Annotated in this window: 13 protein-coding genes and 1 other RNA gene; 6 read left to right on the top strand and 8 right to left on the bottom strand. The window is 52.7% G+C overall.

Annotated features, from left to right (window positions below; translation table 11 throughout):
- Positions 1-2: 2 nt before the first annotated feature.
- Complete coding sequence (locus tag B5E77_RS07080) at positions 3-1694, top strand: FAD-dependent oxidoreductase (protein WP_087164665.1); 1692 nt, start codon at positions 3-5, stop codon at positions 1692-1694.
- Positions 1695-1757: 63 nt separating this feature from the next.
- Here the strand turns inward: B5E77_RS07080 and B5E77_RS07075 are convergent, their stop codons facing one another.
- From B5E77_RS07075 to B5E77_RS07045, 7 genes are all read right to left on the bottom strand, one after another.
- Positions 1758-2417 (bottom strand): Crp/Fnr family transcriptional regulator, encoded by a 660-nt coding sequence (locus tag B5E77_RS07075; protein WP_087164664.1) that lies wholly within the window; start codon positions 2415-2417, stop codon positions 1758-1760.
- 22 nt (positions 2418-2439) lie between these two features.
- A complete protein-coding gene (locus B5E77_RS07070; RefSeq protein WP_087164663.1) occupies positions 2440-3156 on the bottom strand; it encodes an MBL fold metallo-hydrolase in 717 nt (238 codons plus the stop codon).
- Positions 3157-3209: 53 nt separating this feature from the next.
- Positions 3210-3549: a transfer-messenger RNA gene (gene ssrA / locus B5E77_RS07065) on the bottom strand.
- 356 nt (positions 3550-3905) lie between these two features.
- On the bottom strand, positions 3906-4634 hold the full coding sequence (locus B5E77_RS07060; protein ID WP_087164662.1) for an ABC transporter permease: 729 nt from the start codon (positions 4632-4634) through the stop codon (positions 3906-3908).
- Positions 4635-4637: 3 nt separating this feature from the next.
- Entirely contained in the window at positions 4638-5396 is a 759-nt protein-coding gene (locus tag B5E77_RS07055) for an ABC transporter permease (protein WP_087164661.1), read from the bottom strand.
- Positions 5396-6310, bottom strand: coding sequence for an ABC transporter ATP-binding protein (locus B5E77_RS07050; protein WP_087164660.1), 915 nt, complete (start codon positions 6308-6310; stop codon positions 5396-5398). Before B5E77_RS07050 ends, B5E77_RS07055 begins: the two co-directional genes overlap by 1 nt.
- A 245-nt stretch (positions 6311-6555) precedes the next feature.
- On the bottom strand, positions 6556-7407 hold the full coding sequence (locus B5E77_RS07045) for a DUF368 domain-containing protein (protein WP_087164659.1): 852 nt from the start codon (positions 7405-7407) through the stop codon (positions 6556-6558).
- Positions 7408-7677: 270 nt separating this feature from the next.
- Between B5E77_RS07045 and B5E77_RS07040 the strand changes: the two genes are divergently transcribed.
- The 3 genes from B5E77_RS07040 to B5E77_RS07030 are packed head-to-tail and all read left to right on the top strand — an operon-like array spanning position 7678 to position 10250.
- Complete coding sequence (locus B5E77_RS07040) at positions 7678-9546, top strand: OPT family oligopeptide transporter (protein WP_087164658.1); 1869 nt, start codon at positions 7678-7680, stop codon at positions 9544-9546.
- 3 nt (positions 9547-9549) lie between these two features.
- Entirely contained in the window at positions 9550-9897 is a 348-nt protein-coding gene (locus B5E77_RS07035; RefSeq protein WP_087164657.1) for a PqqD family protein, read from the top strand.
- Entirely contained in the window at positions 9894-10250 is a 357-nt protein-coding gene (locus B5E77_RS07030) for a hypothetical protein (RefSeq protein WP_087164656.1), read from the top strand. The genes B5E77_RS07035 and B5E77_RS07030 overlap by 4 nt, the downstream gene beginning before the upstream one ends.
- A gap of 147 nt (positions 10251-10397) precedes the next feature.
- Here B5E77_RS07030 and B5E77_RS07025 read toward each other — a convergent pair whose 3' ends face one another.
- Positions 10398-11858, bottom strand: coding sequence for an aminoacyl-histidine dipeptidase (locus tag B5E77_RS07025; RefSeq protein WP_242963655.1), 1461 nt, complete (start codon positions 11856-11858; stop codon positions 10398-10400).
- Between the two features lie 187 nt (positions 11859-12045).
- Between B5E77_RS07025 and B5E77_RS07020 the strand changes: the two genes are divergently transcribed.
- Positions 12046-12765, top strand: coding sequence for a response regulator transcription factor (locus B5E77_RS07020; RefSeq protein WP_087164655.1), 720 nt, complete (start codon positions 12046-12048; stop codon positions 12763-12765).
- A complete protein-coding gene (locus B5E77_RS07015; protein WP_087164654.1) occupies positions 12762-14180 on the top strand; it encodes a sensor histidine kinase in 1419 nt (472 codons plus the stop codon). The genes B5E77_RS07020 and B5E77_RS07015 overlap by 4 nt, the downstream gene beginning before the upstream one ends.
- The last annotated feature ends 53 nt before the right edge of the window (positions 14181-14233 follow it).

Here is a 14233-nt window from a genome sequence, read left to right as displayed (position 1 = left end):
CTATGAAGGTTGTAATTGTCGGAGGAGTGGCGGGCGGCGCCACTGCGGCCGCCCGCATCCGGCGGCTGGATGAATCCGCGCAGATCCTTGTATTCGAACGGTCCGGCTATGTATCCTACGCAAACTGCGGACTGCCCTATTACATCGGCGGCGTCATCACGGATTCGGAGGAGTTGACGCTCCAGACGCCGGAAAGCTTCTGGGAGCGGTTCCGTGTGGAAATGAAGATACGCCACGAGGTCACTGCCATCCATCCGGAGCAGAAAACCGTCACTGTGCGGAATCTGGAAACCGGAGCTGTGTTTGAAGAAAGCTACGACAAGCTTCTGCTTTCTCCCGGAGCCAGACCCACGCAGCCGGATCTGCCCGGAATCGGACTGGACAGGCTTTTCACCCTGCGCACTGTGGAAGACACCTTCCGCATTCATAATTTCATCAGGCAGCAGAAGCCCCGCTCCGTCGTTTTGGCCGGCGGAGGCTTTATCGGGCTGGAGCTGGCCGAAAATTTCAGAGAGCAGGGCATAGAAGTCACGATCGTACAGCGGCCCCGCCAGCTGATGAGTCCTTTTGATCCGGAAATGGCCGCTTTTCTACATGCCAAAATGCGTAAAAAGGGCATCCGCCTGATGCTTGGATCTTCTGTGGAGGGCTTTCAGGAAAAATCCGGAACTATTCAGGTGCTTTTAAAAGGAGAGGAACCCGTAAGCGCCGACATGGCAATCCTGGCTATCGGCGTTACGCCGGATACGCCGCTTGCCCGGGAGGCCGGACTGGAACTTGGCATAAAAGGAAGTATCCTGGTCAACGACCGCATGGAGACCTCTGCGCCTGATATCTATGCCGTAGGCGACGCCGTACAGGTAAAGCATTTTGTGACCGGAGAGGCTGCGCTCATCTCTCTTGCCGGACCCGCAAACAAGCAGGGCCGCATCGCCGCCGACAATATCTGCGGGGGAGACAGCCGTTTTTCAGGTTCCTTAGGCTCCTCTGTCATCAAGCTTTTTGACATGACAGCCGCCTCCACCGGAATCAACGAGCGCACAGCCAAAGCAGCGGGCATTGACTGCGGCAAGGTATATCTTTCTCCCTCCAGCCATGCCGGCTATTATCCCGGCGCCAGAGTCATGACCATGAAGGTTCTGTTTGAGAAAGAAACCTTCCGTCTTCTGGGCGCGCAGATCGTCGGCTATGACGGTGTAGATAAACGCATCGATGTGCTGGCTGCAGCCATCCATGCCGGTATGTCAGCCCTTCAGCTTAAAGATTTGGATCTTGCCTATGCGCCGCCCTATTCTTCTGCCAAGGATCCCGTCAATATGGCAGGCTTTATGATAGAGAATATTTCCAGGGGCTATTTAAAGCAGTTTTTCTGGGATGAGCTTGATACACTTCCCACGGACGGAAGCGCTCTCCTTCTGGATACACGGACAAAAGAAGAATTTGACGGCGGCCATATCGACGGCTTTCTCAACATTCCTGTGGATGAGCTGCGGGAACGCCTCGGAGAGCTGGAGACAGGAAAGCCGGTCTACGTCATCTGCCAGAGCGGGCTCCGCAGTTATATCGCCTGCCGGATCCTCATGCAGCACGGCTTTGACTGCCGGAATTTCTCAGGCGGCTACCGCCTGTACCAGACTGTGGCGCTGGATCGGGCTGCCTCAGAGCAGGCGCTGCCCTGCGGAAAAGAACCGTAACTCAGGCACGGCAAAATCCCGGGAAGCGGACTTTCGTCCCCTTCCCGGGATTCTCCTATTCTCCTATTCTCCGCACAGCTTCCGCAGACGGGCAGAGTCTGTCACTTCCACAACTCCCCGCGACAGCTTTACCATCTGCTCACTCTGAAAATAGCGCAGCATTCTCGTCACTACCTCCCGGGCCGTGCCGAGATGATTTCCGATGGCCTCATGGGTAATTTTAAGAGAGCTGCTCCCTTCCAGCAGGGTCTCATTCAGCAGAAATTCCGCCAGCCGCCTGTCAAAGCTTTTCCACATAATCTGCTCCAGCAGCCACATCACTTCGGAAAAACGGCCCGCCATCAGCTGGCTCGTATAATTCGCCACCGCCGCCGACTGTTCCTGAAGCGCTTTATAGGTTCTGGCCGGAACCACAAACAGACTGGAATCCTTTTCTGCCTCTATCGTAACCTCAAACTGAATATTCTGCAGGACGCAGGACGCAGAAAGCAGGCAGAGATCCCGCTCAAACAGACGGTAAATCGTAATCTCCCGCCCTTCCTCCGATACAATATAGGCCCGCAGCTGGCCGGAGGCCACCAAGAAAAGCCCCTGGCAGTCTTCCGCGCCGCCATGGAGCAGCGTTCCCTTTTTCACCTGCCGCGGTACGGCGCTGTCCGAAAGTATTTTCTGTTCCTCCGGCGTCAGCTTATTCCATATCGGAAAATATTCCGCAAAATCCATAGGTATCCTCCTACTTATCCTCCTACTGTATAAATATCTCTCCACGCTTGCTGATTTTCACAATCCGCTCTCTGCCCGGACTGTCCGGATGCTCCAGAAGCCAGCGTTCGATAATCCCGTAATCATCCCAGCAGTGCATCGGATAGATTTTCTCCGCTCCGTTTTCCGGCTTCCGGTAATCTGACAGCGTCAGGAAATAATCCAGTCCCAGCGCGTAATTCTTTTCCTGTCTCGGGTCCAGCGGGACAAAAGCCGCATCCATCCGCCGCCCTCTAAGCGGCTCGATATACCTGCGGAATTTTTCCGCCATAGTCCTGTTCCAGTCATCCGGCTCCCCATCCCAGCGCCAGTCATTCAGATCTCCTGCATGATACAGCGTACATCCATCCGTCTCTACCAGAAACGCCACTCCCTCATCTGTGGAACGGAGCGTCTGCACGGTGACTCCCCCCTGCTTCCACTCCTCTCCCGCCTTCAGGTGCACCGTCCGATCCTGCAGACTTTCCGGAACCCTGCTCTTCCAGATATCCCGGGACAAGATAAAGTATACGTTTTCCCTTTCTTCTGCCAGGCGAAAAACCTCCGGGTTAAAATGATCCGGATGGCGGTGGCTTGCAAAGACACAGAGCATCTTCCCATCCGGGAGCTCCGGGAGATCCCCCTGATAATAATCAAACAGCAGCAAGGTATCTTCCAGCTCTGCCAGAAACCCGCTGTGCGCAATATAAGTAATTTTCATTGCTTATTCCCTCATTTAAGAAAAAAACCGCAGCGAATTTCTTCTCTGCGGTTTTATGGACCTGGCGGGAATCGAACCCGCGTCCGAAAGCCTGTTCCCTGTTCTTCTACTATCATAGTCAGTTATTTGACATTCCCTCCGCTGCCCGGGAACGGACACCCTGACAGCTTCAGTAGCTTCATCATACGCCCATGCGCGCAAAGCTTAACGCATGTCGTTTCCTGCATCGTCGATGCCGGACTCTTAAGGTGCAGGTGCCCTAAGGCCGACAGCTGCCATTAGGCAGCGTATGCTAAATTATCTTCAGCGTTTATATTTAGGTTTGCGATTTGACGCATCGCCTGCGGATAGCTTCACCAGCTGCGAGACCCCCGTCGAAACCAGTACAAGCCCTGGTATACTGCCCTGCGGGCATCTGTGAGTAATAGTATACCGCTGATGCAGCCGTTTTGCAAGCTATTTTTCCTATCTCTTTTCCTTCAAACAGTTTTTCATTTTTTCATTTTTTGCCTTTTTCACATTTCCTTTATATAGAAAGATTCATAGAGGTCCATACTGCCACAAATGACAGTCCGCCCCTTTCATGCAAAATCTTCCGTCTTCATCCTGCCCCGGCTTTTGGATTCCCTGAGGAACCCTTGGAGAGCGTCGGCACTTGGCTTCCCGGGCCGCTTTTTGGCCCGGGAAGCCTTAGTACCGTTACGCTTGACAGGAGCGCAAGCGAGTTCCGAAGGGAATCCAAAAGCCGGCTACGCGCGCACATCTTTCCTGCGCAGCCAGTAAATCCCGAACCCGGTAAACACCAGAAAAAACACCAGCGTACTGACTCCAAAGCCCAAGGAACTCGACACCATATCCTCCGTCCTATTCGCATTCATTCCCATCAGCATCAGGGAATAGGGCCAGAACAGCCCGAGCCCGCCGTTGCTGGCCAGGAGGCCGGCTACACTTCCCAGAAGCGCAAGCGCGATGGGAACCGCAAAGCTCCGGATCATCATGGAAAGGACCAGCTGAAGAGCTGTAATCGCAAAAGCGCCCAGGCTCCCCCGGAGAAGCCATCCCAGGATCTGCACATCCGGAAGACCCGGCAGTCCTACCGCCTTGCCTGCAGTCAGAAAGAGCACCCACATCCAAAGCTGAAGGACAATCGTACAGCGCATGGCCAAAAGCAGCTTGGACAGAAAAATATCTGCCGCTGATACAGGCATCGTCATCAGATGGTTCCAGTTATAGTTCAGATGCTCCACTCTCCAGATATAAGAGCAGTAAAGCGCAATCAGCGGCGCATAGAAAAAGTTGGCGTAGAACAGGGAATGCTGGGTCCACAGGGAATACCATTCTGACTTCAGAAGCCCCAGATTATTCATATAATTGGCCGCCCCCATTACCGTCGGAAGCAGCGGAATCAGCAGAAATGCCACCCACAGATTTGAATGATGCAGCTTTTTGCGCTCTGTTTTTACACATGCCAGAAGCATAGCCTAAACCTCCTTCCTTATAAAAAGATATCTGCAGGCCAGATATCCCGAAACCAGCAGAGCTGTCACCAGGCCCAAAGCTGCCCAGTTTGGCCCCACATCATAGTAGGTCACAATTCTGGTCGCCTCATCCCAGGTGTTTCCGATAAAATGCAGAAGCGAATAATGTCCCCACACAAAAATCCAACGGAAGAGGCTGCTGTCCGGAAAGAACCAGGAAAACAGCCCGATAAAGGAGCCAAAAAGCCCGGCTGCCAGCGGAATAATCTGATTTTCAAACCGGAAGGACAGCATAACCTGAAGAAGATAAATCACCAGGCTCACCGGTATATTCTGAAGCAGAAAATAAAGGATGTGCTTTGACTCTATCGGATCCCCGAACCCCATCAGCGTCCCTCCCAGAACCAGCAGCAGAAGCTCTGCTCCGACATAAAAGACCAGATACACGCCTCCTGTCAAGACCTTCATGTCAAACAGGCGCCCCTTCTCTTCCATTGTACAGATCAGCTTCAGCGTATTTCCCTTAATCTCCATATCGCAGAGCCGGCTCGCCAGCATGGCCAGCATCGTCGGCAGCAAAATCGTATTGATAATGGACAGATTAGAGAGTATCCAGCGGTATCCGTCCGCCAAATCCTGCAGATCCGCATCTGACACCACCCAGGCGCACCAGACGAAGGTGAACCCCAGGAACGCTAAAATCAACAGTCCTGCCTTTCGGCGGCGCAGCTTCATCCATTCTGTTTTCCATTCCCTCAGCATCACAGGCTCGCCCTCCTTCCTGTCAGGCTCAGGAAGATGTCCTCCAGACTCTTCTGCCTTTCTTCCATCCGGTAAAGACCGGCTCCTCCTGCTGCCAGTTCAGCCGCCAGGGCCGCCGCATGGTCATCCGGCAGTCCCGGGATCAGGATCCCTTCCTCCGTTGCCCTGCTTTCCACCCCCCTGTTTTCCAGCACCTTAAGGGCTGTCGTCCGGTTCATGACCCGAAGCAGCAGCTTGTTCTTGCTATGCTCATGCAGGGCGTCCAGCTTATCCTGAAAAATCAGCTGTCCGTGATTGATGATTCCCACATAATCTGCCATCTGATCCATTTCGCTTAAAAGATGGCTGGACACAAGAACTGTGATTCCCATGCGTTTTGGAAGCTCACAGATCAGCTCCCGAATCTCCTGAATTCCCGAAGGGTCCAGGCCATTCGTCGGCTCATCGAGAATCAGAAGCTCTGGCCTTCCGATTAGCGCTGCCGCCAGCCCAAGCCTCTGCTTCATGCCAAGGGAATATTCCCTGGCCCTCTTATTCTGCTGCCGCTCCATGCGCACCAGCTTCAGCACCTGATCTACCTCCTTCTCCGGCGCCTGTTTTAAGCTTCTTACAATCTCCAGGTTTTCCCTGCCTGTCAGGTGGCCGTAATAAGACGGTGATTCAATGAGAGAGCCTGTGCACCTTAGAATCTGCAGGCGGTTTTTCCGGTTCATTCTGTTTCCGGCGATGACCGCTTCCCCGCTGTCTGCCCGGATAAGGCCCAGCAGCATTTTCAGGGTCGTGCTCTTTCCGGCTCCATTCGGCCCCATAAAGCCGTAGACACAGCCCTTCGGGACCTTCAGATCCACATCCCTTACGACCTGCTTTCCCTTGTAGCTTTTACTTAAGCCCTTTGTTTCTACGATATATTCCATGTTCTGCTCCTCCTCGTTTTGATAGGAAGAGTATAGCGCGATCCGCTTACAGGCCGATGAAGGCTGCCTTACGATTACCTTAAACTTATTTCTCTGTCCGGCCCCACCAGGCTGAAAGCGCAAAAAAATTTCCCTTACCGAAGCCTGCTGCCCTATGGCAGCCGCTTTCAGCAAGGGAAATTTTCTTCTCAAGCGTTACCTGACACATATCATAACGCTTTTTTTCCATTTGTCAACTCTTTTTCTCAGACCTCAGGCACATCCACCCGGCTGTTGAACTTATCGAGCAGCAGAGCGAACACTACACCCACGACAAGGCAGACCGTGTTAATCAGCGCCTGCTGCGCGGAAGCGGCAAAGCTGGAGAACGGAATAATCATAACCGTAGCCGCAATCACGATTCCGATGATGCCATGGAAGGCGAAGGAATAGTAATTGTTGAACAGGGCATTGATCGCCTTCGCCAGTATAATCACGGTAAGCAGGGCGCCGATTCCGCCCGGAACTAAAACGCCAAAATCCAGATGACCGATTCCATCGATAAACGGCGTATACAGGCCCAGCGGCATCAGCAGGGTAGAAAAGCTCATACCCGGAGCAATGACGCTTAAGGCAAGGCAGAAGCCGCAGAACAGATACCAGAAAAAGTTCGGCTCAATCGTCACAGACGCTACGTTCAGAATATTTAAAATTACAAAAATCACAATCATGCAGACAACCAGGGAAATATAGGAGCCCTTACTTCTTCCCTGCTCTCCGGCCTCCCGGAACAGAGACGGCAGCATTCCTGCGATCAGGCCGATAAACAGGCATACGGACGGATCGGGATATTTCTCCAGGAAAAACGCCAGCAGATTGGCGATGCCCAGGAAACCGATGATTCCTCCGATGAAAACAGGAATCAGCTTCGGCACATGAGTCTTGAAATTGGCAAAGGGATGGGAGATCAGCTCCATAATCGGCTTATATACGCCGAAGATGACGCCCAGCACTCCGCCGGAGATACCGGGAAGCACGGCTCCAAGGCCAATCAGCGCACCCTGAAAAATTCGAAAAATGAACTGTGCCGGACGAAGTCCGGTTGATTTTTGATTCATAAAATCCTCCTTCATAAATACAGCACCTGCCTGACAGTGGGGCGGATGCCTTCGTTATCCAAGATTCGCGTCTTATATTAGCACAATCTTCCTGCAAAGTCCAGACCTGCCTTTCCCTTTCCGGCTGCGGAGCCCGGACGCTGTGTCATTTTGCGATCTTTTGCTATCTTTCTTCATTTTCCACTTCCTTTTATTTTCCAATAATGATATAATCTTCTTTGTCGCGTCAAGAAAATTTTCGGAAAAAACGAAAGAAAGGAAAAAAATTCAATGGACAAGAACTCAGAATTTAAGCCGTATGTTCCGGCCGACAAAATCGTCCCGGAATTTACGGTCACATCAGTTCTCATCGGTCTGATTCTTGCGGTTGTGTTCGGCGCTGCGAATGCATACCTTGGACTGATTGTCGGCATGACAGTCTCCGCCTCCATTCCGGCAGCCGTTATTTCCATGGGAATTATCCGTGTAATCCTTCGCAGGGATTCCATTCTTGAGAACAACATGGTCCAGACCATCGGCTCTGCCGGTGAATCTCTTGCCGCGGGAGCAATCTTTACGCTTCCTGCGTTATTCCTTTGGGCTGAGGAGGGAAAAATCGAGTTTCCGAGCATTCTGACGATTTTCCTCATCGCTTTATTCGGCGGCGTCCTCGGCGTATGCTTCATGGTTCCGCTCCGTCAGGCTCTGATCGTAGAGGAGCACGGAACTCTCCCGTTCCCGGAAGGAACAGCCTGTGCTGAGGTACTTCTGGCCGGCGAAGAAGGGGGCTCAAAAGCAGGAACCGTATTCAAAGGCCTTGGTCTTGCTGCCGCATACAAATTCATAGCAGACGGACTGAAGGTGTTCCCCAGCGAGATCGGCTACGCATTCAAGGGATACGCCGGTTCCCAGATCGGAATCCAGGTCCTGCCGTCTCTGGCAGGAGTAGGCTTCATCTGCGGACCGAAGATCGCCAGCTACATGTTCGCCGGCGGTACCTTAAGCTGGTTCGTACTGATGCCGCTTATCGCCTTGTTCGGCGGCGATGCTGTCATCTTCCCGGGAACCGATCCGATTTCTTCTATGGCGCCCGGCGATCTGTGGGGCAGCTATATTAAATATATTGGCGCCGGAGCTGTGGCAGCCGGAGGAATGATAAGCCTTATCAAGACCTTCCCGCTGATTATCCGCACCTTTAAGCAGGCGATGGCCAGCATGTCCAAAAAGCATGCCAGCAGCTCTCTCCGTACGGAGCAGGATCTGCCGATGCCGCTTCTGCTTGGCACCATTGTGGTAATCGCAATCCTGATCTGGCTCGTTCCGACGTTCCCGGTAAATCCGATCGGCGCGCTGATCGTTGTGATTTTTGGCTTCTTCTTTGCCTCTGTTTCTTCCCGTATGGTAGGATTGATCGGTTCCTCCAATAACCCGGTATCCGGTATGGCTATCGCGACGCTTATCATCGCCACACTGGTGCTGAAGGCTACTGGAACCGTAGGAACCACCGGGATGGTCGGCGCTATCGCAATCGGCGGCATCATCTGTATCGTAGCCGCTATCGCCGGAGATACTTCTCAGGACCTGAAAGCCGGCTTCATCGTAGGCGCCACACCGAAGAAGCAGCAGATCGGTGAGCTCCTCGGAGTAGTCGTATCCGCTCTTTCTGTGGGCTTCGTTCTCTATCTGCTGAATGAAGCATGGGGATATGGTACAGAAGATCTTCCGGCTGCTCAGGCAACCATGATGAAAATGCTTGTAGAAGGTATCATGAACGCTGAGCTTCCGTGGGGCCTGATCCTGACCGGCGTATTTATCGCCATCGCAGTAGAAATTCTGAAGGTTCCGGTTATGCCCTTCGCAGTAGGTATGTACCTGCCCTTCAGTCTGAGCGCAGGCATCATGGCCGGCGGAGCTGTCCGCTTTATTGTAGAGCGTATCAAGGGATCCGATAAGGAAAGAAAAGAACGCACAGACCGCGGAGTTCTGTTTACTTCCGGATTGATTGCAGGTGAGGGTATCATCGGTATTCTGCTGGCAGTCCTGACTGTACTGAACATCAATCCCAGCATCGGCTTTACTCTGCCGCAGCCTGTGAGCCTTATCATCTTCCTGGCGCTCCTGGCGATTCTGTACATGCAGTGCATGAAAAAGGGAAAATAAAGCATGAAAGACAAGAACCAACGGAATTATCTGGATTTTGTACCGATAAAAAACCCGGATATTGAATATCAGACTGGCGATAACGGTAAAGTGACCGTTTTCATTGAATGGAAAGGCTTCTATCACCGTATCGCACAGAAATTTTTTCACCGCCCCAGGGTCAGCGATATTCAGTTAGATGACTATGGCAGCTTTGTCTGGCTGGCCATCGACGACAACAAAGACGTGCACCAGCTTTCCAAAGAGCTGGATGCCAGATTTCCGAACATGGAAAAATCACTCTCCAGGCTTATCAAATTTCTGGAGATTCTTCGCGACAACCATCTGATCCGCTGGAAAGGAGAAAAATGAACCTGATACTTCACTATATCCCGTACGTTCTTCTGTTCGCGGCTGCCACAGCTCTCATCTATGGATGGGGGTTGTGGCGGTCCATGCGGCAGAATCAGGATCTGTCCAACCTGCTCTCCTCCAAAGGAGTGTCAAAGGTCCGCAGGGCCCTACGCAAAAACGGCCCCATGTCCCGCGCCGAGCTGGAGCCTGTGGTACATCATCTCACCGCCAAGCTCCCTTTCACCAGCGAACAGATTGCGGTGACAGATCCAAAAGCATTTCTGGATTCCATTCTTCCTTATATGGTGAAACAAAAGCTCATCACGGAAGAAAAGGAAAACGGGAAAATACTTTACCGGTACCGAAAATAAAAGAGGATGGTCCAATGCATGGGCATCCTCTTTTTTGTGTTTGTATCGCTGAACAAAGGCGGTGTGCCAGGGCAATATGCCTCCGATACACCGCCTTTACATTTTTTGAAAGCTTTGAAAAGTTCTGTGAACAGTATGGGGCAGGAATTACTCTGCCAGCCTTCTCAGAACATCCTTCAGCAGCTTATAGAATCGTTCAAAGGAGTCAAGCGGAAGGTTCTCTTCCGGCGTATGCACATGGTACAGCGTCGGTCCCACCGCGATCGCGTCCAGTCCGGGCATCGCGTCAGAAAAGAGTCCGCACTCCAGTCCGGCATGAATCGCTTCCATCTTCATCTCTGCACCGAACAGCTCGTGATAGCTCTCCTTGAATACTTCCCGTATCCTGGAATCCTCCTGATAGCTCCAGCCCGGATACTCTCCGCTGTAAGAGCAGGCAAAGCCGAAGGTCTCCGCCAGAAGTCCCAGACGCGCTTTCATCTCCTCCTGAAGGGATGCCACGGAGGAACGCGGAGAGAAAATAATTACCAGACGCTCCTCTTCTGCCCGTACCACGCCCATATTGACGGATGTGACTACAAAGCCGTCCATGTGCATGTTCCGGCTCTGAACGCCATTGGGAGCCAGATACATGGCCGTCACGTAGGCCCTGGCGTCCTCTGCCGGGATGGCTGCCGCGCTCTTTCCTTCTTCTTTTTCTACCTTGCACACGAAATTCTTCTCATAAGGAGTAATCTCTGCCGCCAGCGTATCTGCCAGAGCGCATGCCAGCTTCTCTGCCTTTCCCGCCTCTTCCGGATTTGCGTAAATCATGGAAGCATGGCACTCTCTCGGAATGGCGTTATCCTTATTTCCGCCGGTGAAATCCACCAGCCTTCCGTCTGTGTTCTTCATCAGCTGCCAGATCACTCTCGCCATAAGGCGGTTTGCATTCTGCCGCTCCTTGTCGATATCCATGCCGGAGTGGCCGCCCTTCAGTCCGGTGATCTCGATCCGAATCAGCGTTCCCTCTGCCGCTTCTCTTTTCACCGGTCTTGTACACTCAATTCGCAGACCGCCCGCGCAGCTTACCGTTCCGATGCCTTCCTCCTCGGAATCCATGTTGATCATGGTCCGGGCCTTAAGGAGAGACTTGTCCAGCGCCACAGCTCCGTTTAATCCCACCTCTTCCTCTGTGGTAAAGACGCACTCCACCGGAGGATGCACAAGCTCCTCATCGTCCAAAACCATCAGCATCAGCGCCACAGCGACGCCGTTATCAGCTCCGAGCGTCGTTCCGTCCGCAGTGAGCACGCCATCCTTCACAACCAGCTTCAGGCCGTCCTTTGTAAAATCATGCTCTACGCCTGCCAGCTTTTCGCACACCATGTCGAGATGTCCCTGCAGCATCACCGGCTCCCGGTCCTCAGCTCCCGGGCTTCCGGCCTTCTTGATAATCACATTCCATGCCTCATCCTGATGCACCCAGAGGCCTCTTTCTTTTGCAAAGCTCACAAGATAATCGCTGATCCCCTTCTCGCTGCCTGAGCCTCTCGGAATCGCGCTGATCTCCTCAAAAAAATGAAATAATTTTTCAGGCTGATAGCCTGTAATCTGGTACTCCATCATGCTGTCATTCCTTTCTGCATTCATTTTTTCTATTATAACAGATTCAGGGAAAGAATTCACCTGTTTCCTGCTCTTTTCCTTCGCCTTACTTTTTCCTTAATTTTTCGAAAAATCAATGAAATTGCCGGAGATTTCGTTTATACTCAAATCAGGCCCCGCAGAAGGCAGAAAGGCAGGAAATGAAATTATGAACCATATATATGAATGCAGAATTCTGATCATAGATGATAATATACAGCTGCTCGACATGCTTTGTTCCATTCTGAAAAAAGAAGGCTATCAGGCTCTCCGTACAGCTGCAAGCTGCAGGGAAGCTCGAAAAGCGTTTTCATCCGAAGCCCCGGATCTCATCGTTCTGGACGTCATGCTTCCTGACGGAGACGGCTTTTCTCTGTTTCAGGAATTTCGTGCGGATACAGACATCCCTATCCTGTTCCTTTCCGCCAGAGATCAGGACAACGACCGCCTTCTCGGACTTGGCCTCGGCGCAGACGACTATCTGACAAAGCCCTTTCTTCCTAAGGAGCTGACCCTCCGGCTTGCAGCCATCATACGCAGGACCTATCTGAACGGCTCCGGATCCAAAGAACAGGAATCCGGGCTGGTTCTCGGAAACCGGATCGTATACTTCGAGCAGGGAACTGTCCACAGTCCGGAGGGAGAGGTCTCCCTGACTGCCAAAGAGCTTCTGATTCTAAAAAAGCTCTGGGAAAACCGTGGAAAAATCGTCACCTTTGACGCGCTCTGCGACGCAGTCTGGGGTGACGGCTACTATACCTATGAAAATACCCTGATGGTTCACATCCGAAGACTCCGGGAAAAGATCGAGGAAGATCCTTCTCATCCCCGCTGGCTTCTCACTGCCCGGGGCATCGGCTACCGGCTGGCACAGGAGGAGAAATCATGAAGGATTTGCTGAAAATCTGCCGCCGCTACATTGTCACAGCTGTCTTGACCGTATGTCTCGTGCTCGCAGTCAATATCATCTTCTTTTTCGTCTATGTCGTGCGGGAAAACATGCATAAGGCCGATCCCTACTATTACAACTGGCGCACCGAGCGTCTGGCTGAAGCTCTGACTCTGGGCGAGGATGGCTATACGCTGTCCGAAGACGCCGCCCGGAAAATAGACGACAGCTACGCCTTTGCCATGATGATCGACCAGCAGGGAAACGTGGTCTGGAGCCGGAATCTGCCGGAAGACATTCCTCTTTCTTATTCCCTCACTGACATTGCCTCTATGACGCGCTGGTATCTGAAGGACTATCCGGTGAAGGTCTGGACCCGTCCGGATGGCCTTTTTGTTGTGGCAAAGCCTAAGGATTCTATTGCAAAATATGACGTGGAAATCAATCTTTCTACTCTGAAGGCGCTTCCCTCCTACCTGGGAGCCTACCTTCTTTGCAACCTGCTGATGGTCTTTTTTCTTTCTCTTTTCTTTGGCGTCCGCCTTTACAAGGCCCTGAAATCTGTTGCTGGAGGAATTGAAAATCTCCATCTGCAAAAGCCCCTGAATCTGCCGGAACGCGGAATGACCGCGACCCTGGCCCGAAAGCTCAACGACGTCTCGATCCTGCTTTACCGCCAGAAGCTTGCCCTGGATAAGCGGGACAACGCCCGTACAGAATGGATCTCAGGCGTATCGCATGATATCCGCACGCCCCTCTCCCTCATTATGGGGCATGCGGACAGCCTGGAGCAAAATTCCTCTCTGGATGAAACAGGAAAAAAAGAGGCTGCCTCCATCCGGGAGAACAGCCTGCAGATTCGCAACCTGATCGCAGATCTGAACCTTACGTCAAAGCTGGAATACGATTCCTATCCCCTGCGGCTTGCGCCCTGCTCCCCTGCCGCTCTGATCCGAAGTCTGGCTGCCTGGCACATCAATAACGGCCTGCCGGATCAGTTCCAGCTGGAGCTCCATCTCTCTCCTGAGATGGAGGGCGCCGCCGTAAGCGGGGACGCTGATCTTCTCCAGAGAGCCTTCCGCAACCTGACAGGCAACAGTATCCGGCACAACCCGAAAGGGTGCCGGATCCAGATTGACGCCTTCCTTAAGAACGACATGGCCGAGCTTTGCTTTTCCGATACCGGGCGTGGAATTCCGCTGACCGTGATAAAGGCGCTGTACCGGCCGGTCTCCTCTTCCCACAAGGGTTCCGGGCAGATGGAGACCTCCTCTCACCCTGCGCCTCATGTCATGGGACTGCGTATCGTAAAGCAGATCGTGGAGGCCCATCACGGCCAGCTTGAATTCGAACTCCAGGGCGATGCCTGCCGCCGCATAAAAATCTCTCTGCCTCTCTGCTCACAGACGCCATAAATGCCTCCGCAAAAGCTTCTGCAGACATTGCTTTCCCCATGCTCCGGCATAGA

The sequence above is a fragment of the Lachnoclostridium sp. An131 genome, assembly GCF_002160825.1.
Lineage (GTDB): Bacteria > Bacillota > Clostridia > Lachnospirales > Lachnospiraceae > Laedolimicola.
Note: the sequence above shows the minus strand (reverse complement) of the source record. Positions and strands in the feature narration are given on the sequence as shown.

Excerpts from the sequence above, each read along its gene's own strand:
- B5E77_RS07080 (WP_087164665.1), top strand. The coding sequence starts at position 3 with ATGAAGGTTGTAATTGTCGGAGGAGTGGCGGGCGGCGCCACTGCGGCC.
- B5E77_RS07075 (WP_087164664.1), bottom strand. The coding sequence starts at position 2,417 with ATGGATTTTGCGGAATATTTTCCGATATGGAATAAGCTGACGCCGGAG.
- B5E77_RS07070 (WP_087164663.1), bottom strand. The coding sequence starts at position 3,156 with ATGAAAATTACTTATATTGCGCACAGCGGGTTTCTGGCAGAGCTGGAA.
- B5E77_RS07060 (WP_087164662.1), bottom strand. The coding sequence starts at position 4,634 with ATGCTTCTGGCATGTGTAAAAACAGAGCGCAAAAAGCTGCATCATTCA.
- B5E77_RS07055 (WP_087164661.1), bottom strand. The coding sequence starts at position 5,396 with ATGCTGAGGGAATGGAAAACAGAATGGATGAAGCTGCGCCGCCGAAAG.
- B5E77_RS07050 (WP_087164660.1), bottom strand. The coding sequence starts at position 6,310 with ATGGAATATATCGTAGAAACAAAGGGCTTAAGTAAAAGCTACAAGGGA.
- B5E77_RS07045 (WP_087164659.1), bottom strand. The coding sequence starts at position 7,407 with ATGAATCAAAAATCAACCGGACTTCGTCCGGCACAGTTCATTTTTCGA.
- B5E77_RS07040 (WP_087164658.1), top strand. The coding sequence starts at position 7,678 with ATGGACAAGAACTCAGAATTTAAGCCGTATGTTCCGGCCGACAAAATC.
- B5E77_RS07035 (WP_087164657.1), top strand. The coding sequence starts at position 9,550 with ATGAAAGACAAGAACCAACGGAATTATCTGGATTTTGTACCGATAAAA.
- B5E77_RS07030 (WP_087164656.1), top strand. The coding sequence starts at position 9,894 with ATGAACCTGATACTTCACTATATCCCGTACGTTCTTCTGTTCGCGGCT.
- B5E77_RS07025 (WP_242963655.1), bottom strand. The coding sequence starts at position 11,858 with ATGATGGAGTACCAGATTACAGGCTATCAGCCTGAAAAATTATTTCAT.
- B5E77_RS07020 (WP_087164655.1), top strand. The coding sequence starts at position 12,046 with ATGAACCATATATATGAATGCAGAATTCTGATCATAGATGATAATATA.
- B5E77_RS07015 (WP_087164654.1), top strand. The coding sequence starts at position 12,762 with ATGAAGGATTTGCTGAAAATCTGCCGCCGCTACATTGTCACAGCTGTC.